Source organism: Streptomyces sp. NPDC025833, assembly GCF_055558055.1.
Genome location: NZ_JBVHNF010000003.1, coordinates 383,066 through 398,387, shown reverse-complemented (window position 1 = coordinate 398,387; position 15,322 = coordinate 383,066). Strand labels below are relative to the sequence as shown.

Sequence of the window (15,322 nt, the reverse complement as noted above, 5' to 3'; positions counted from 1 at the left end):
GATGCTCACCCCCGACCAGTGGACCACGATCCGCGACCTCACCGCCTGGCTCGACCAGCAGAACGGCCGCTCCCAGCAGGAGGTCACCCTCCGCCTCCTCAAGCTCGTCGAGGAGGCCGGCGAGGTCGCGCAGGCCTGGATCGGCTACACCGGCCAGAACCCCCGCAAGGGCGTCACCCACACCCGGGAGCAGGTCGCCGGCGAGCTGGTCGACGTCATCGTCACCGCCGCGGTCGCCCTCACCTCGATCACCGACCAGCCGGAGACCGTCCTCGCCGGCAAGCTCACCGCGATCGCGGACCGGCCCCGCACCCCCACTGCCGCAGTCGACCAGCCCGTCGACCTGGACGACACCATCTGGCTCCAGCAGCGCCCCTGCGGCTGCATCGTCGCCGCCGTCGTGGCCGACGAGTCGAAGCTCGCCACCGCAGGCCAGGCCCACGAGCACTTCAACCCCACCCCGGCCGACCTCGTCCGCGCCGCCGACGCCCGGCTCACGGTCCGGCCGGTGACCGGACGCCAGTACCGCGAGCAGCACCGCGACCGCTGGCGGTGCGACAGCCACGCCGCCGCCTGACCCGCGGCACCACCACAGCACCCAAGGAGACCCGCATGACCGCCTTCCTCCGCGCGTTCCTGTTCTGCAGCGGCTGTCACCAGCCGTTCGACAGCAGCACTGTGCCCAGCGCCACCACCGTCCGCGAGGCGCGTCGCGAGGCCAAGCGCATGGGCTGGGTCCACAAGCGCGACGGCCGCGACCTCTGCGAGTACTGCGCGACCGACGAACAGCCTGCCCCCGCCTTCGCGTGAGCCGGCCCCGCACGACGACGACCGCTGTCAGTGGCCGCCACTACCGCCCCAAACCACTGCAAAACAGGAGGAAAATCATGTCCGAGCAGCTTCCCCACGACCCGTACATCACCGCCGTCTGTGACGCCCTCACCGCCGCCGGCCTCAACCTCACCGACCACTGCTGGACGTCCGACGGCGAGACCCGCGGCACCTACTGCTACCTCGATGCCGTGATCACCCTGGATCCGTCCGAGACGATCAGCTCGGACGACGAAGACGCCCAAGACGGTGCCGCGTGGCCGCACGGTCTGCTCCTGCTCTGGGAGTGGCACACCGGCATCGAGGCCGACCAGGGCGAGCCGGAGCGCGGCCCCGCCTGGCAGTTCGCCGAGCTGAAGAGCGACGGCAGCAACGAGTACCCGACCGACCTGCCGGTGCACGGCTACGCCTCCCCGGCTGCTGTGGTCGAGGCCGCCCGGAAGGTCATCGCCCGCGAGATCGGCGCCGGCCACTTCTTCAACGGTGGCCGGGCCCAGTGGGACGGCGGGGTGATCGGCGGTTCATGGGAGCGCGCGGACGAGCTGGACGCGGCGTGCGGCGTGTGGGCCGCGGACGAAGCCAGCGCATGACCCACGCGACGACGGCGGCCCGCGCTCGTACCGCGGGCCGCCGCCTGCCCCGACCCTACCCAGCCCTTGGAGCCCCGATGACCCAGCCCGACCGCGCGGCCGCCGACGCCCTCGTCGCTGAGGCCCGCCGCACCGTCCACGAGTCCCTGATCCTGCTGCCCGCGTGGGAGGCGGACCGGGTGCGCTCGCTGATCGCCGATCTGGAGACCGTTGTCGAGGCCCGGACCGCGATGCGCTTCACCGCACCCGCGGCGCAGCCGTCGTCCACGCCAGCCGTCTGCTGCCCGCACCCCCAGTCCGTGCACCGACCGGGTGAGGACCCGGTCACGCCCGGCATCTGCGCCGGCTGCGCCCAGTACCTCGCCACCACCGACCACGAAAGGCACAGCGCATGACCACGCCCGCCGAGTACTACCGCGACGAGCACGTGACGCTGCTCCTCGGCGACGCCCTCCAGACTCTGTGCACCCTGCCCGACGCCTCCGTCGACTGCATCGTCACCTCGCCGCCCTACTACGGACTCCGCGACTACGGCACCGAAGGGCAGTACGGCCTCGAGGCATCACCCGCCGAGTACGTCGATACGATGCGCCAGCTGTTCGCCGCAGCACGCCGCGTGCTCGCCGACGACGGGACGCTGTGGCTCAACCTCGGCGACAGCTACGCCTATCCGCCCGGATCAACGCACAAGCAGGGCCAGACCGGCCAACGTCGAGACTGCACCTTCACCGCCGAGACCATCCGCGGCACCACGGCGCTGCCGACGAAGAACCTGATCGGCATCCCGTGGCGCACCGCCTTCGCCCTCCAGGACGACGGGTGGATCCTCCGAAACGAGGTCATCTGGTACAAGCACAACGCCATGCCCGAGTCCGTCACGGACCGGCTGTCCTCGCGGCACGAGCACCTGTTCCTGCTGACGAAGGCCTCGAGGTACTGGTTCGACCTCGACGCCATCCGCGAGCCCCACACCATGCGCCCGCAGCGCAGGCCTCGAGGTCACAAAGAGCGCCAGCGCCTTGGCGTCCTCCCGGCCCAGACTCACTCAACCTCACAGCGCGACGAGCCCGGCGTCGACGGACACCCTCTCGGCCGCAACCCCGGAGACGTTTGGGACATCACCACCAAGCCCTACCCCGCCGCCCACTTCGCCGTGTTCCCCATCGAGCTGCCGCTCCGCTGCATCCAGGCGGGTTGCAAGCCGGGCGGAACCGTCCTCGACCCCTTCAGCGGATCCGGCACCACGGGCGCAGCCGCCCGCCAGCTCGGCCGGAAATACATCGGCATCGACCTCAACCCCGCGTATCACGACCTCGCTCGCGACCGTTTCGCCCAAGGCGTCCTCGACCTCGACACCACCGCCTGACCAGCGCCGCCGACCAACCGCCGCACGACCAACCCCCCGGGAGCGCCGGAATGACCAGCCTGCACGACCTCACCGCCACCACCACCGGCCTGCCCTGCCGCACCGTCGACCCCGACACCTGCCTCAACCGGCCGTCCGGACGCGCGGCGGAGGCTGAGCTGTACGTCCTGCTGCGGAAGGCGGGCGAGGACCGGTACGAGGCTCAGGCGCTCATCGACCGTCACCGGGACGAGGTACTGCGTCGGCTGGCTGGCGAGCAGCCCACGGCCGACGAGGCGCCGGTCTCGCCCACCGAGGCCCTCCTCGCCTCCCGGTGCGACGCCTGCCTCCACACGCTCAGGCAGCACGAGAACTACCGCGGCTGCACGGTCGTGCTCTGTGTCTGCTCCCGCTTCCAGTCGCCCGTCGACTCCGCCTGACCGCCCGCCTGCCGGGGGTCGTGCCCGTCGCACGGCCCCACGGCGGGCCCTCTGGCGGCCCTGTACGCCCGCCTGACGCTCGCACAGCCCGCGCGGGCAGTCCGGGAGGGGGCGGACCCTCACAGAGCTTCACAGCCCCGCCGCAGCCGATCCAGCACCGAGGAGAACCCGTGACACCCGCCGACGAGATCCGCACCGCAGCCGCCACGCTCCGCGCGCTCGCCACCGCCGCAGCCGACAACAGCGGCAGCAGCAACTGGCATACCACCCGCCACCACCCCGACCAGCCCGACTCCACCTTCACCACCCTGTGGGCGACCGGAGTACGCCCACTCCTCGGCGGAGGCGGCAGAGGCCGAGTTCCCTACGTCCACGCCGCCGTCGGCGACTACGCCGCCGCCATGGACCCCGCCACCGGCCTCGCCCTCGCCGATCTCCTCGACGACCAGGCCGACGGCGACGACGAGGGCGTGGTCAACCCGTGGGCCCTCGCCGTGGCCCGCGCCGTCCTCGCCCAGCCGTAGCCCGCACCCCGCCCACCACCAGGAGCAGACCGTGACCGACACCCCGACCCCCGCCACCGGCCAGATCTGGCAGGACAACGACCCCCGCAGCTACGGCCGCCGGCTCCGCATCGTCGAAATCGACGACACCCACGCCACCTGCGAACTGGCCGTCCCCCGCGGCGCCGGCCACCAGCAGGCCAAGCCCGGCCGCCGCACCCGGATCCGCCTCGACCGCTTCCGGCCTACCAGCACCGGCTACCGGTACATCGGCCCCGCCTAACCCCCGCCCGCCGGCCGCCCCCACGCGGGGCGGCCCCCATCCACGGAGCAGCCGTGAACCACCGCATCCCGTTCGCCCAGCTCACCCTCGCCCAGTACACCGACCTGTGCGCCCGCCTCGACCGCGCCGAGGCCGAACTCCGCGACCGCATCGAGGCCGAGTCCGCCGCCGCCGCCGGCAGCTACGCCGGACGCGTCGAGGAACTCGAATCCGAAATCGCCGCTCTGCGCGAAGTGGCTCGCGGCTACTGCCCCGCATGCGGGCGAGGCGACGCCTCGCCGACCACTCAGCAGTGGGAGGACCAGCGCAAGCGAGCAGACCAGGTCGAAGAACTTCTCAGCATCGCGCACGACACGTCCAACCGGTCCGAGGCTGAACGCGCCCGAGCGGTACAGCGCGCGGAGTGCGCCGAGGCCGCCATCGCCCGCGCCCGCGCCTACGCCGACGACATCGCGCGCAGTGGCTGGACCGGGCCCGCGATCGCCCGCCGCATCCTGGCCGCCCTCAACCAGCCCGCGCCGGCGGCGGCGACCCAAGCGACCGGCCGCCTCTACTACTGCCCGGCCACCGCCACCGTCGAAGACGGCACCCAGCACTGCTGCGGGCGGCCCGACCTCCACCTGCCGAAAGGACGGCCGTGACCTGGTCGACGCCGTACACCGGCACCCGCCGCCCCGCCCAGCCAAAGGCCGCCGTCACCAGCCGGCAGAAAGAGATCCTCGCGCTCGCCGGCAGCGGCTACACCGCAAGCCAGATCGCCGGCCGCCTCGGCATCCAGGCATCCACCGTCAACGAACGCCTCCACCGCACCTACCGGAAACTCGGCGCCCGCGACCGCGCCCACGCCGTCGCCATCGCCCTCGTCACCGGACTCCTCGACGCCGACGACATCGAACTGCCCCGCTCCTGACCCACCGCCCGGCCCGCACGAAAGGCACCGCCATGGACGCCGCCCGCACCTGCATCGTCTGCCCGGCCGCCCTGTACGACGACGAGCTGCAGACCTGCCGGCCCTGCACCGAGAGGGTCGCCGCCAACCTCCGCGCGCTCGCCGACCCCGACGGCCTGTACGCCCGCCTCGCGGACTCCCTGCACCCCGGCAGCGGGACGGGCGGGCCCGCGGTCTCCGGGAGCCGCACAGCGCCGCTGCCCGTCCGGCTCCAGCCGCTCAGCTTGGCCGCGCGCGGGGGAGTCGTCACCGTCCTGCAGACCTGGTTGATCGACTGGCACGAGACGCTCGGCTACAAGCACCCCCGCTGGGACGGCGACCTGCAGCAGCAACTCGACCAGGCCGTCAGCCGGCTCCGCAACCTGCTGCCCTGGGCCGCGGCCGAACACGGGGCATTCGACGAGTTCGCGAGGGAGACCGCGCAGCTCAAAGGCCAGTGTGAGGCTGCAACCGGCGGAGAGAAGCCGGCCCGTCGGATAGGCGTCACCTGCTCCTGCGGTCACACCCTCCGCGTCACCCTCGACACCGCGGGCGTCCGCTGCCCCGCCTGCTCGGCCCAGTACGGGCACAGCGAGGCGCTCCGGCTGCCCCTCGCGGAGAGGCGGGCGGCATGACCACCGCCGACTGGATCCGTCTCGCCATCAGCGGCACCGCCGCGGTCATCGCCGTCTGGTCCGCCGTCTCCACCCGCCGGGCCGCCAAGCGGGCCCGGGCCAGCCTCGCCCAGGCCCGAGCCAACATACGCAGCGCGACCGGCCGCCACCACCGTCCACGTGCGGCCCCAGCAGCCAGCGCGTACACCTGAGCTGTGGCCCTCACCCCGCCGATCGCACCGATGCTCGCCGAGCCCTGGCCCGCCCTGCCGCCCGAGCACGCCCTGCCGGGCGGGCTCGCCTACGAGCAGAAAGCCGATGGGTACCGCGCGATCGTCTTCGCCCGGCCCGGCCACGCCCACATCCAGTCCCGCAACGGCGCCGACCTCACCCCCGCGTTCCCAGATCTGGCCGCGGCCGCGCTCGCCCTTGACCAGCCGCTGGTCCTCGACGGCGAACTCGTCGTCGTCCACGACGGCCGACTCCACTTCGGGGCACTCCAGGCACGAGCCCGCCGCCGCGGCCGCAGCGCGCTCCAATCCGCCGCGCAGCAGCCAGCCCACCTGATCGTCTTCGACGTCCTGGAGACCGACGGGGTAGAGCTCCTGGACCGGCCGTACCAGGAGCGCCGCACCCTGCTGGAGAACCTGATCGCGGACGGGGTGCTCGTCGCCCCGTTCACCCTCTGCCCCGCCACCACCGACCGGGCGGTCGCCGAGGACTGGCTCGACCCGGCATGGGGCGCCGCCGGCATCGAGGGCATCGTCGCCAAGGGCGCCACCCAACGCTACGCCCCGGGCCGCCGCAGTTGGATCAAGGTGAGAGCCCGGGAAACGGCCGAAGCACTCCTCGGCGGGGTCACCGACAGCGCCCGGACGCCGAGCACACTGCTACTCGGCCGCTACGACCACGAAGGCCGGCTGCGGTTCGTGGCCCGGACCGCCCCCCTGTCTGCGGCCGCGCGCCGGGACCTCGGCCCCCTCCTACACACGGGCGGGGCAGAGCATCCGTGGCATGGGTGCCACTTCTCCGCCGGCTGGGGCCGCGGCGAACTGGACGTGACGCCCGTCGAGCCCGCGCTGGTGGTCGAGTACCTCGCCGACACCTCCGTCGACGAGGGGCGGTGGCGGCACCCGGTCCGGTTCCTACGCGTCCGCTCCGACCTGGACCGCGGTGACGTCCCCCGATTCCCCGGGTGAAGACGGCGCAGCCCGCGGCAGCGCGAGCATCCAGGGCGCCATCCGCAAGGCCCGGCGCGCCCATCCCCGGCAGTGGCGGCACGCGGCCCGACGCCTCACTGCGTCCAGACATCCGGTCCGCCGCCACGCCACTCGATCAGCTCGGCATGCTGCGCGACATCCAGCTCGTCCCAGCCCTCCAGCCCGGCCCGCTCCAGGAACACGGCAAGATCGTGCAAGCTGAACGCGGTCCCCAGCGGCTGCCCGTCGACGTAGACGCGACGGCCGCCGTTCTCCGCGGGCGACGCCACGACGACACGAGCTGAAGCCATACCCCCACCCTCACCGCGGCACCGGCCGGCCGCACCCGGGGCTACTCCGCAGGGTCTTCCTCCGTGTGCCGGACGGCCTTCTTCACAGCCATCTCCAGCTCGTACCGTGGCTGCCCGGTCGCCGTGGCGTGGTCGGCGATCGCCGCCTGAACGGCCTGCGCCGCCTCCCGCCAGGCCCGGCGCCGCGCGTCGTACTCCTCGCCGTCCAGGCCGGCGAGCTTGGCTCGCTGCTCTTCGGCGGCGCGTTCCAGTGCGATCAGATCATCGGGGATGTCCACAGGCGGATCGTAGGCCGGGCATGACACAGCCCCCGACCTCGGCACGCGAGACGGGGGCTGAACGAGGCGCGGCTACGGCCGCCACTCGACGCGGCAGCCGGGCCTGTCCGCGTATCCGGCTGTCAGGTCGAGCACGTCGAGACAGGGCCAGGCGCGGCCGTCGTGGTTGCAGACTTGCACGCCGGGGTGTGCCCGCTCGCAGTGCATCGAACAGTCGACTGATCCGCTGCTGTGGGGCGAGTGCCGCTCCAGCGTGCGCCGCTTGGCGTCGACCTCTCGCAGCACCCGCGCCGGATCGTGCCGGACGATGTGCGCGCGCTCGTCAGCGACCAGCACCATGGCAACCCGGTGCGCGGGTTCAGACGATGACACGGACCCCGCAGCCACCCAGTTCCCGGACAGCTCGCGCCACTGACCGCCCGCCGCCCACGCGATCCTCTCGTCCTCGTCGAGCTGCTCGCCGAGCCACCGCACCAGCTCATCCATCCGAGGCCTCCCGCTCCGCCGCGGCCGGCCGATCCTTCCCAGACCCCTTGTAGCCGCGCAGCAGATCCTGCACCGTGGCCGGCTTGATGCCCAAGCGCTTGGCGATGCCGCGCACCGACTCACCCTCCTCGTCCTTCAACCGGCGGGCCAGTGCACCGCGCTCCGCGTTCCAGCGGGCGCTCCGCTCCCGTGTCGCAGCCGTGATCTGGACTTGGGCACGCGACCGCGCCTCCGGGTCGGCGATCTGTTCCACGGCGTCAAGGGCCTCGAACACTCGCTGCACCTCCTCCTCATCTGCCACGCCCGCACCTTCCTGTTTCGGCGGGCCTTTCCCCAGAGGCTGTATGGTGACCGCACAACTGGTGTATGGTCACCATACAGCCTCGGGGGTCACCCCGCGCCGCTACGTACAAAGCCCCCGGCCGGAGTTGCCGCTCCACATGGCCGGGGGCGGACCCACCCAGAAGCGATCAAAGGAGCAGGTCCGCCATGGAGCGTACCGACCAGCAGCCCGACCAGCACACCCCTGCGGACCTCACGCCGCAGCAGACCAACCGGGTCATCGCCGAGCCCGCCACCGTCGAGGCATGCCGCGCCGACTACGCCGAGGCACGCGACGTCCGCGCGCGCCTCGGGTGGAAGGACGGCGCCTGACCCTCGGCGCCTGCCTCCTCGGCCGCCACCTCCACTGACCCACCAGACCGCCGGCCCCGCGTACGACAATCCCCCCGTCCGCGGGGCCGGCCCCCTCTGCTCCCGGAGAAGCACCGTGAAGATCCGCCGCACCGACCCCAGCCCCCCTCACATCCTCTACGGTGCCGCCGCCCTGGCCGTCCTCTCCCTCATCTGGTCCGCATACGCCATCACCGACCTCATGCACAGTGGGAGGTTCGGCCTGTCCGTCGCCATCGCCGGCGACATCGGATGGATCACCGTCCTCTGGGCCGAGTACCACGGCGTGACCATCTTCGGCAGGACATGGGCCGCGACCACAGCCGGCTGGCTCATCGCCGGCGGAGTGGCCTACCTCCTCGTCATCCACGGCAACCAAGCCGGCGGCCGCGCCCAGGCCATCGCCGGACCATTCGTCGTCCTCGTCGGGAAGATCGTGTGGGCGTTCGCCCTCGAAGCGATGAAAGACCCCACCGCCCCGACCCCGGAGCAGCAAGCCGAAGTGCACGCCGTGATGCGGGACTCCGCGCACGAGACGGCCCTCAGCCACGCCCGCGCCGACGCCGAGATCGCCCGTATCCAGGACCAGGCCCGCATCACCCTCGCCCACGACGAAGCCGACTTCACCATCGGCCTGGAACGACTGGAGAAGCGCGCCGAGATCGTCCGCCGCACACCGCTCGCCCTCACGTCCGCGACGAGCCCCGGCCCGGCCGAAGCCGCATTCGACGTGGTCGCCGAGCAGGCGATCACCGTCGCCAGCGAACAGGCCGAGCAGCCGAACGCCACCACGAACACGACCGCGAGCAACCCGAACACGGTCCGCGAACAGATTGCGAACAACGCCACCACCAGCGCGAACGCCGATCGCGACCAGCCGAGCATCGCCGAACTCGTCCGCGAGCAGGTCGCGAACAATCCGAGCAACGCCGACGCAGTCCGCGGCGTCATGGCCGCGCTGCCCACCGCCAACCGAGACAGCGTCGCCGCCGCCGTCCGCCGCGAGCGTCGCAAGGGCCAGCCCAAGGGTGGATACGCATGATCAGTCAAGGCGCCGACGAGCGCCGCATCCGCAACTTCCTCGTCCGCCTGGGCGTCGGCCCCGACGCCGCACCCACGACCACCCCCACCATCGAGCGTCGGCCGCAGGTGGCCGACGACCCGTCCGACGCGTGGTGGGACGAGCTGTACGGCGGCACCGAACCGGCCGCCCCCGCGGTCGCGCGCCGCCCGTCGCCGCGCCTGCCGAACTGGTGGGAGAACAAGCCCGAGCAGATGCCCGAGCCCGCCGAGCACAACACCGAACAGGCAGCGAACACCCCACCGAACATCCCCCCGAACACGGCCCCCATCAGCCCGAACAGCACGGAACGCCCCACGACCCCGCCGACCGCCCAGCACCCGCCACAACTCCCCCCCACAGAGCCGCAGCGCGCCCGCCGGCAGTCCCTCGTCGACGCCTGGGACAGCATCCGCCCCCGCACCCGCTGGCTCGTCCGCCACGCCACCGCCGCAGCAGCCGGCTGGCCCCTCGGCCTCGTCCACTGGGGCACCAACACCGCCGCCTGGTACGCCGACGGCAACTGGACCAGCACATCCGCGTGGGTCCTGTACGGGCTCGGCCTGTGCTCCATCGCCCTCTACCGCCGAGCCCGCACCTGGGCCTGGCCCGCCGCCTGGGCCGCGGCCATCCCCGTCTCCTCCATCACCCTCGGCGTACTCCTCTACGCCCCCGGCCAGTAAGGACCCCCAGTGAACAGCGTGTTCGGCAACCTCGGCATCGTCGGCCTGGCCGTCGCCCTGACCGTGCTCCTGCTCGTGGGCATCAAGGGCGGCGGCAAGGTCAAGCCCCTCGGCTGGTGGCCGTGCCTCGTCCTCGGCATGCTCGCCGGGTCGGCATACGCGGCGGCCGGAGGCATCTTCAAACTGGTCCCGGACCTGGTCGGCTCCCTGCTGAAAGCCGCCCAAGGCATCGTGCCCGGCGTCACCATGCCCGCCGTCGCCCTGACCTTGGCGATCGTCATCCTGTTCAAGAAGCTCGACACCAAGCAGGTCGCCCTGCTCGGCATCGTGTTCTGGTACGCGGCCTCGGGCGCGGGCGGCGTGTGGGGCACCGTCTCCGAGTCCATCGCCAACCTCGGCCAGCAGGTGTCCTGATGGTGCGCCGCCTCGCCGACTTCATCCGCACCCTGCTGGCCCTGCTCGGCCCGCTGAGCACAGGATCCCGCGCGCTCTGGGCCCGCCTGCTGGGCCGGTTCGGCTGGAAAGCCGCAGCCGGCCTGACCACCGCGATCGTTTACGTGATCGCCCGGTACCCGAAGGGGGCAGCCTGGCTGCTCCTCGCATGGTGCGTCGCCGCCTGGATGCACGCCCCCGCCCACGATGAGGCAGCGGACGACGATCACCAGGCAGGGGAGGAGACGCCCGTCGAGGGCCCTGCCGACCCGTTCCCAGGCATGCTCCACGACCTCATCGGCGAGGCCCCCGGCGTCCACATCAAGCGGGTCGTCGAGTGGCTCCACGAAAGCGGACAGGACCCCCTCTGCACGCCCGCCGACGTGACCGCCGCATTGGACCGCCGTGGCATCCCCATCCGGGCGTCTGTCCGGGATGCCGCCAACCGGGTCAACCGGGGGGTGCACCGGGACGACCTGAAGGCGTGGGCAGAGGCCCGCTCCCCGGCCCCACCGGTGCCCCTCTCCAAACCGCGTAGCAACGCTGCTACTACGGCTGTGACCTGCGGTGTAGCAGCCGCCCCTACGGACGTAGCTACGCCTGCTACGGCCGCTGATTGACCCGCCCGAGAGGACCCTTCCGATGCCGTACGTCTACTGGTGCCGTCAGTGCGGGGCCGTCTCGCCAGCGCAGCACGCGCGCAGCGCGGCCGCCGAGGACGAACTGCTGGAGCACCGCCGTACCGCGCATGGCGGGTTGGCGCCGGCGGCGGGGGACGGAGTCCGGTCGGTGCACGACGCCTCCCGCGGCGGCGGCTGCATGCCGTCGGGGTCGTTCCTGTTCTTCATGTTTCTGCTCGCTGCGGTCCTGGCGAACTGCTGGGGCCGCTGACCCACCCCAAGCCCCGGGGCGGCCGACTGCTGCCAGGCGCCCGACCGCCCCGGTCCCCATCCCGCACACGAGACAGGAGACCGCCATCATGGCACTCGGCTGGAAGAAACCGCCCGTCCAGGGCGACCCGCGCCTGAAGGGACACGAAACCGTCTACCAGGCGTCCCGCGGTGGCTGGCTGAAGCCGGCAGACAAGCCCGTCCCCGGCACACCGCAAGACCAGCAAAGCCGTTGACGTCCTGCCACACTGGAATCGGGCCCCGCTGTCGCCCCCCGTCGACGGCGGGGCGCACTTCGTTCGGGTCACAGCTTGACCACATCCGCCTCCCACCCCACACAGCCGGGCGGATGATTCCCCCACCGCACGATCCCTGGGGGGACCCCATGAGTGACACCACGCCCACACCGCCGCCGCCAAGCTTCCCGCCCCCGGCTCCGGCACCGAAGAAGTCCCGCACCAACCTCGTCATCATCGGCTCCGCTGCCGCTGTCATCGCCGCCGTCGTAGCTACCGGCGTCGTGGTCGTACAGTCCAACCACGACGACAGCAAGCCCGCCGCGGCCGCTACGCCGAGCGCGCCGGCCGCCGACGACACCACAACAGCCGCAGACGAGGAACCCGAGCAGACGTACACCGACGTCACAGCCAACAGCTTCACCATCGAACTGCGCACCACCAGACGCCAGTGCTTCGGGTCAGCGGGCTGCAACATGACGGTCGAGCCGAAACTCTCCTACCTGGGAGACAGCTCGGGCATCGATCCGGACGCCGTGTACGAGATCACCTACGAGATCAGCGGTACTGACTCCGGCCCGGTCATCGCAACGGCCGAGTTATCGAGCCAGACCAGCCTGAACTACACGCCGTCGATGATCCAGACTGCTTCAGCGGGTACGAAGGTGTCCGTAGAGATCACCGACGTCTCGAAGCGAGGCGGTTGAACGCGTCCGCGGTAGTGACATCAGGCCACCGGCGTCGTAGCGTTTCGGCCAGCGGCAGCCGCGCGGTTCGCTCTGACCAAGCGGCGGGGGTTGCGGAGCTGCGACCCTGCCTCCCCCGTGCGACTGCCGCGTAGACGCACAACGGCCCCGCACCGGATCATCCGGGCGGGGCCGTTGTTCATTCCTCGGGCTGCGCGGTACAGCCCTTTACTGGGCACCGCCATTCCACTATGTAGGACCGCTCCAGTTCTCCCGGGTGAGTGGCGTCGTGCAGGGTGCGCTTGCCGGGTGTTCCGCACCTGGGGCAGGGCTCGGGTTGCAGCGTCGCGAGTTCCGACTTCGTGTAGATCTTTGCCATACCCAGCACGGTAAAGGCAGTTGGCTGAGTTGTTCCCTCCGCCGCCGGGGCAGAGGCCAGTGTCAACGGTCGGTGATCAACGGTCGGCGGGCGCTCACGTGGGCTCCTCGTCCGGGCGCGCCGGGCCCGCGCCGTAGAAGCCGTCCATCTGCACGTTCAATTCGGCCAGGTCCGGGTGCTGGGCAACGTCGCGCGCGATACCCGCGTTGAAGGTTCCGGTGAGCCGCTTCATCGCCTGCGTGGCCTCACGAATGTGGTCGTGCGGTTCGGCGGGGTCAAGGTTCTCGCTCATGCGGTCTCCCCCTCGCTTCTCGCCGGGCGCTCGCGGCGCTTCTTCTTGACCAGGTCGTGCAGAGCTTCGATGACTAGCTCGGAGTTCTTCCGGCCCTCGGCGGCGGCGATGTCCTCGACTTCCTTCCAGAGCACGGGCGGCGGCCGGAAGGTCTTGACGGGTGTCTGGCCGGTTGCGGGCCGGGCCATGGCTCCTCCTACGGGTTCGTATTACAGAAATCACTATCCATCTGCGGAGGACGGTTGACAAGCCTGCCGGTCCGGGTGCATTCTCGTATTACAGAAACTGCACCGAAGCAGGGGGACTGTCCAGATGATCGCCACCAACCGCATCCGCCGCGCCACCCTCAAGGCCCGGACCCGCACCCACCGCGCCGCCGCCCGCATCCGCCGCACCGGCACCGGCACCCTCGCCACCCACTGCCTCGCCGCCGGCCTCCCCATCCGCGAAGCCCGCACCGTCGCCAGCAGCCTCCGGAAGAACGCCGCCAAGGCCGGCGTCACCGGCACCCCCTCCGTCAGCTACACCCACGGCCGCGCCCGCACCTGTGTCCGGTACAGCCCGGCCGAGGTCGCCCGCATCGCCGTCATCTACCGACCCCGCAAGCCCGCGTACCGCATCGCCACCGCCCGGCTTGCCCTGGCCGCCTGAAAGGAGGACCCCCGTGACCGAGTACGCAGTCTTCGAGGACGGCGCCTGCATCGAGGCCGGGTTCCACGGCGAGATCGGCAGAGCAGCGGCCGAGGCGCACATGGCCGACCTAGTCGCCGCCGATCCGGGCATGGTCGACGCCTACGAGGTGACCGCGGTCTGCCCTGACCACGCCGAACAGCCCAAGACCGGCTGCGAGGAGTGCGCCGAGGAGGACGACGAACCGACCGCACGTGACGAGGACGAGTGACCACCCTCGCCGCTTGCCCCCCGCCGTACGCTCAACCCACCGCCGAAAGGAACCCGCCATGGGCTACAACACCTCTGTCGACGGAGAAATTCGCATCGAGCCGCCGCTCACCTGGCGCGAGTTCAAGGACAGCCCGTTCGCAGGTGACGACCTCGACGTGAAGCTCCGCGTCGAGGTGGAGACTGTCGACACCGACGACGGCCCTCTCATGCGCAAGACCGCCCCCGCACTCGTGCCGAGCTGGGAGGGCAACTACAAGGCGTACAACCTGATCAAGCATGTGCAGCAGGCCATCGATGCCTTCCCCGGTCACACGTTCACCGGCCGCTTGGACTGCGAGGGTGAGGAGAACGGCGACCTCTGGCGCGTCGTCATCCGCGGCGGTCGCGCGGAGAAGGTGACGCCGCGCATCGTCTGGCCCGACGAGGAGTAGCCCATCGCCCACCGCCTGACAGCCCGAACGCGACGACGAGAAGGAGGACGCCGTGGCGCTCTGCTCCGATTGCAGCACCGTCATCCCCTGCCACTGTCACCTGAGCCCGCCGGCCCAGGTCCGGCCCGGCGTGTACGCGACCACCCAGCCGCACCCCGCCCAGCCCGATGCCCACCACGGCGAGCCCCCTAACGCCTGACCCGAGCACACTGAAGACCCCGATCCCTCGCCATCAAGGGATCGGGGCCTTCGCCCTTTCTGCTACCCGATCGCCCGGCCCTGACGGCGCTGCCACCACCGCCAACCAGCCCGCGGCGCCTCCCAGTACACAGCACGCATGATCCAGTACCCGGCGACCAGCATCCACCACACCAACTGGAACATGCCCACGATCGCCGCCGCACCCAGCGCAAAGAAACCAGATGCAGCCCGCCCCGGCGACGCCGATACCCGCAACGGCCCAATGCCACCCGACAGCCGAATGCCCATGAAACCCCCCAACGACAGCGCACGCTCCCCAGCGCACAGTGCCGGGATGCTATCGCCGGCCACCGACAGCCGACGCCGCTTCCCGTAGATCAGCCCACATGCGCGTGAGGCCCCGGCGCCACCGCCGGCTCTGGGGCCTCCGCTGCCCGCCGTGTCAGTGACGCTTACGCCCGCGCATCTGCCGCGTCCTCGCCGCCTTGCGGGCCATGAGGCTCCGCTGCGGAAACGTCCGGCCCGCGTTGGAGATCTCCGCGGCTCGCCGCTTGGACATGCCCTTGCGGCGCAGCGCCCGGTAGACCTTCTGTCGCGATCGGTACACGAACCCGTACCGGCCTCCTCGGTCGGACACCATAGCCAGCAC

General features: G+C 71.5%; 32 protein-coding genes. 24 read left to right on the top strand and 8 right to left on the bottom strand.

The window, feature by feature from the left end; translation table 11 throughout:
• The first annotated feature begins 1 nt into the window (after nucleotide 1).
• The 13 genes from ACZ4K2_RS07060 to ACZ4K2_RS07000 all read left to right on the top strand — a co-directional run bounded on the left by ACZ4K2_RS07060 (nucleotide 2) and on the right by ACZ4K2_RS07000 (nucleotide 6,733).
• Entirely contained in the window at nucleotides 2-577 is a 576-nt protein-coding gene (locus tag ACZ4K2_RS07060; RefSeq protein WP_467474514.1) for a MazG-like family protein, read from the top strand.
• Nucleotides 578-612: 35 nt separating this feature from the next.
• Nucleotides 613-810 (top strand): hypothetical protein, encoded by a 198-nt coding sequence (locus tag ACZ4K2_RS07055; RefSeq protein WP_467474512.1) that lies wholly within the window; start codon nucleotides 613-615, stop codon nucleotides 808-810.
• A gap of 77 nt (nucleotides 811-887) precedes the next feature.
• Entirely contained in the window at nucleotides 888-1,421 is a 534-nt protein-coding gene (locus ACZ4K2_RS07050; protein WP_467474510.1) for a hypothetical protein, read from the top strand.
• Between the two features lie 77 nt (nucleotides 1,422-1,498).
• Nucleotides 1,499-1,816, top strand: coding sequence for a hypothetical protein (locus tag ACZ4K2_RS07045; RefSeq protein ID WP_467474508.1), 318 nt, complete (start codon nucleotides 1,499-1,501; stop codon nucleotides 1,814-1,816).
• Nucleotides 1,813-2,787, top strand: a complete 975-nt coding sequence (locus tag ACZ4K2_RS07040) for a DNA-methyltransferase (protein WP_467474506.1) — start codon at nucleotides 1,813-1,815, stop codon at nucleotides 2,785-2,787. The genes ACZ4K2_RS07045 and ACZ4K2_RS07040 overlap by 4 nt, the downstream gene beginning before the upstream one ends.
• A 50-nt stretch (nucleotides 2,788-2,837) precedes the next feature.
• Complete coding sequence (locus ACZ4K2_RS07035) at nucleotides 2,838-3,206, top strand: hypothetical protein (protein WP_467474504.1); 369 nt, start codon at nucleotides 2,838-2,840, stop codon at nucleotides 3,204-3,206.
• A gap of 170 nt (nucleotides 3,207-3,376) precedes the next feature.
• Nucleotides 3,377-3,730, top strand: coding sequence for a hypothetical protein (locus tag ACZ4K2_RS07030; protein WP_467474502.1), 354 nt, complete (start codon nucleotides 3,377-3,379; stop codon nucleotides 3,728-3,730).
• 31 nt (nucleotides 3,731-3,761) lie between these two features.
• Nucleotides 3,762-3,992: a DUF6354 family protein gene (locus tag ACZ4K2_RS07025; RefSeq protein WP_467474500.1), complete on the top strand. Its 231-nt coding sequence runs from the start codon at nucleotides 3,762-3,764 to the stop codon at nucleotides 3,990-3,992.
• A gap of 53 nt (nucleotides 3,993-4,045) precedes the next feature.
• Nucleotides 4,046-4,633 carry a hypothetical protein gene (locus tag ACZ4K2_RS07020; RefSeq protein ID WP_467474498.1) on the top strand — a complete coding sequence of 196 codons (588 nt, stop codon included), beginning with the start codon at nucleotides 4,046-4,048 and terminating at the stop codon, nucleotides 4,631-4,633.
• Nucleotides 4,630-4,902 carry a LuxR C-terminal-related transcriptional regulator gene (locus tag ACZ4K2_RS07015; protein WP_467474496.1) on the top strand — a complete coding sequence of 91 codons (273 nt, stop codon included), beginning with the start codon at nucleotides 4,630-4,632 and terminating at the stop codon, nucleotides 4,900-4,902. The genes ACZ4K2_RS07020 and ACZ4K2_RS07015 overlap by 4 nt, the downstream gene beginning before the upstream one ends.
• Nucleotides 4,903-4,934: 32 nt before the next feature.
• Entirely contained in the window at nucleotides 4,935-5,555 is a 621-nt protein-coding gene (locus ACZ4K2_RS07010) for a hypothetical protein (RefSeq protein ID WP_467474494.1), read from the top strand.
• On the top strand, nucleotides 5,552-5,746 hold the full coding sequence (locus tag ACZ4K2_RS07005) for a hypothetical protein (RefSeq protein ID WP_467474492.1): 195 nt from the start codon (nucleotides 5,552-5,554) through the stop codon (nucleotides 5,744-5,746). Before ACZ4K2_RS07010 ends, ACZ4K2_RS07005 begins: the two co-directional genes overlap by 4 nt.
• Nucleotides 5,747-5,749: 3 nt before the next feature.
• On the top strand, nucleotides 5,750-6,733 hold the full coding sequence (locus ACZ4K2_RS07000; protein WP_467474490.1) for an ATP-dependent DNA ligase: 984 nt from the start codon (nucleotides 5,750-5,752) through the stop codon (nucleotides 6,731-6,733).
• A 95-nt stretch (nucleotides 6,734-6,828) separates the two neighbouring features.
• Here ACZ4K2_RS07000 and ACZ4K2_RS06995 read toward each other — a convergent pair whose 3' ends face one another.
• The 4 genes from ACZ4K2_RS06995 to ACZ4K2_RS06980 all read right to left on the bottom strand — a co-directional run bounded on the left by ACZ4K2_RS06995 (nucleotide 6,829) and on the right by ACZ4K2_RS06980 (nucleotide 8,109).
• Nucleotides 6,829-7,044, bottom strand: coding sequence for a hypothetical protein (locus tag ACZ4K2_RS06995; protein WP_467474488.1), 216 nt, complete (start codon nucleotides 7,042-7,044; stop codon nucleotides 6,829-6,831).
• A 41-nt stretch (nucleotides 7,045-7,085) separates the two neighbouring features.
• Entirely contained in the window at nucleotides 7,086-7,322 is a 237-nt protein-coding gene (locus tag ACZ4K2_RS06990) for a hypothetical protein (protein WP_467474486.1), read from the bottom strand.
• A 72-nt stretch (nucleotides 7,323-7,394) separates the two neighbouring features.
• The gene (locus ACZ4K2_RS06985) at nucleotides 7,395-7,808 is read right to left on the bottom strand and encodes a DUF6221 family protein (RefSeq protein WP_467474484.1); all 414 of its coding nucleotides are present in this window, start codon (nucleotides 7,806-7,808) and stop codon (nucleotides 7,395-7,397) included.
• Nucleotides 7,801-8,109 (bottom strand): helix-turn-helix domain-containing protein, encoded by a 309-nt coding sequence (locus tag ACZ4K2_RS06980; RefSeq protein ID WP_467474483.1) that lies wholly within the window; start codon nucleotides 8,107-8,109, stop codon nucleotides 7,801-7,803. The genes ACZ4K2_RS06985 and ACZ4K2_RS06980 overlap by 8 nt, the downstream gene beginning before the upstream one ends.
• A 188-nt stretch (nucleotides 8,110-8,297) precedes the next feature.
• Between ACZ4K2_RS06980 and ACZ4K2_RS06975 the strand changes: the two genes are divergently transcribed.
• The 8 genes from ACZ4K2_RS06975 to ACZ4K2_RS06940 all read left to right on the top strand — a co-directional run bounded on the left by ACZ4K2_RS06975 (nucleotide 8,298) and on the right by ACZ4K2_RS06940 (nucleotide 12,488).
• Nucleotides 8,298-8,462 carry a hypothetical protein gene (locus tag ACZ4K2_RS06975; RefSeq protein ID WP_467474481.1) on the top strand — a complete coding sequence of 55 codons (165 nt, stop codon included), beginning with the start codon at nucleotides 8,298-8,300 and terminating at the stop codon, nucleotides 8,460-8,462.
• Nucleotides 8,463-8,577: 115 nt separating this feature from the next.
• On the top strand, nucleotides 8,578-9,522 hold the full coding sequence (locus tag ACZ4K2_RS06970; RefSeq protein ID WP_467474479.1) for a hypothetical protein: 945 nt from the start codon (nucleotides 8,578-8,580) through the stop codon (nucleotides 9,520-9,522).
• Complete coding sequence (locus ACZ4K2_RS06965) at nucleotides 9,519-10,223, top strand: hypothetical protein (protein ID WP_467474477.1); 705 nt, start codon at nucleotides 9,519-9,521, stop codon at nucleotides 10,221-10,223. The genes ACZ4K2_RS06970 and ACZ4K2_RS06965 overlap by 4 nt, the downstream gene beginning before the upstream one ends.
• Before the next feature lie 9 nt (nucleotides 10,224-10,232).
• The gene (locus ACZ4K2_RS06960; protein WP_467474475.1) at nucleotides 10,233-10,637 is read left to right on the top strand and encodes a hypothetical protein; all 405 of its coding nucleotides are present in this window, start codon (nucleotides 10,233-10,235) and stop codon (nucleotides 10,635-10,637) included.
• Nucleotides 10,637-11,275, top strand: coding sequence for a hypothetical protein (locus ACZ4K2_RS06955; RefSeq protein ID WP_467474473.1), 639 nt, complete (start codon nucleotides 10,637-10,639; stop codon nucleotides 11,273-11,275). Before ACZ4K2_RS06960 ends, ACZ4K2_RS06955 begins: the two co-directional genes overlap by 1 nt.
• A gap of 22 nt (nucleotides 11,276-11,297) precedes the next feature.
• Nucleotides 11,298-11,546, top strand: coding sequence for a hypothetical protein (locus tag ACZ4K2_RS06950; protein WP_467474471.1), 249 nt, complete (start codon nucleotides 11,298-11,300; stop codon nucleotides 11,544-11,546).
• Nucleotides 11,547-11,634: 88 nt separating this feature from the next.
• Nucleotides 11,635-11,781 carry a hypothetical protein gene (locus ACZ4K2_RS06945; RefSeq protein ID WP_467474469.1) on the top strand — a complete coding sequence of 49 codons (147 nt, stop codon included), beginning with the start codon at nucleotides 11,635-11,637 and terminating at the stop codon, nucleotides 11,779-11,781.
• Between the two features lie 149 nt (nucleotides 11,782-11,930).
• Nucleotides 11,931-12,488 (top strand): hypothetical protein, encoded by a 558-nt coding sequence (locus tag ACZ4K2_RS06940; protein ID WP_467474467.1) that lies wholly within the window; start codon nucleotides 11,931-11,933, stop codon nucleotides 12,486-12,488.
• A 452-nt stretch (nucleotides 12,489-12,940) separates the two neighbouring features.
• On the opposite strand, the gene ACZ4K2_RS06935 is transcribed toward ACZ4K2_RS06940, so the two are convergent.
• Together ACZ4K2_RS06935 and ACZ4K2_RS06930 are read right to left on the bottom strand one after the other, a co-directional pair.
• Nucleotides 12,941-13,138, bottom strand: a complete 198-nt coding sequence (locus ACZ4K2_RS06935; RefSeq protein ID WP_467474465.1) for a hypothetical protein — start codon at nucleotides 13,136-13,138, stop codon at nucleotides 12,941-12,943.
• A complete protein-coding gene (locus tag ACZ4K2_RS06930) occupies nucleotides 13,135-13,326 on the bottom strand; it encodes a hypothetical protein (protein WP_467474463.1) in 192 nt (63 codons plus the stop codon). Before ACZ4K2_RS06930 ends, ACZ4K2_RS06935 begins: the two co-directional genes overlap by 4 nt.
• 124 nt (nucleotides 13,327-13,450) lie before the next feature.
• Between ACZ4K2_RS06930 and ACZ4K2_RS06925 the strand changes: the two genes are divergently transcribed.
• The 3 genes from ACZ4K2_RS06925 to ACZ4K2_RS06915 are packed head-to-tail and all read left to right on the top strand — an operon-like array spanning nucleotide 13,451 to nucleotide 14,472.
• On the top strand, nucleotides 13,451-13,789 hold the full coding sequence (locus tag ACZ4K2_RS06925) for a hypothetical protein (RefSeq protein ID WP_467474461.1): 339 nt from the start codon (nucleotides 13,451-13,453) through the stop codon (nucleotides 13,787-13,789).
• A 13-nt stretch (nucleotides 13,790-13,802) separates the two neighbouring features.
• Entirely contained in the window at nucleotides 13,803-14,039 is a 237-nt protein-coding gene (locus ACZ4K2_RS06920; RefSeq protein WP_467474460.1) for a hypothetical protein, read from the top strand.
• A 58-nt stretch (nucleotides 14,040-14,097) separates the two neighbouring features.
• Nucleotides 14,098-14,472: a DUF6205 family protein gene (locus tag ACZ4K2_RS06915; RefSeq protein WP_467474458.1), complete on the top strand. Its 375-nt coding sequence runs from the start codon at nucleotides 14,098-14,100 to the stop codon at nucleotides 14,470-14,472.
• 261 nt (nucleotides 14,473-14,733) lie between these two features.
• Here ACZ4K2_RS06915 and ACZ4K2_RS06910 read toward each other — a convergent pair whose 3' ends face one another.
• Both ACZ4K2_RS06910 and ACZ4K2_RS06905 read right to left on the bottom strand, forming a co-directional pair.
• The gene (locus tag ACZ4K2_RS06910) at nucleotides 14,734-14,856 is read right to left on the bottom strand and encodes a hypothetical protein (RefSeq protein ID WP_467474456.1); all 123 of its coding nucleotides are present in this window, start codon (nucleotides 14,854-14,856) and stop codon (nucleotides 14,734-14,736) included.
• Between the two features lie 259 nt (nucleotides 14,857-15,115).
• Nucleotides 15,116-15,280 carry a DUF7218 family protein gene (locus ACZ4K2_RS06905; protein ID WP_467474455.1) on the bottom strand — a complete coding sequence of 55 codons (165 nt, stop codon included), beginning with the start codon at nucleotides 15,278-15,280 and terminating at the stop codon, nucleotides 15,116-15,118.
• Between the last annotated feature and the right edge of the window lie 42 nt (nucleotides 15,281-15,322).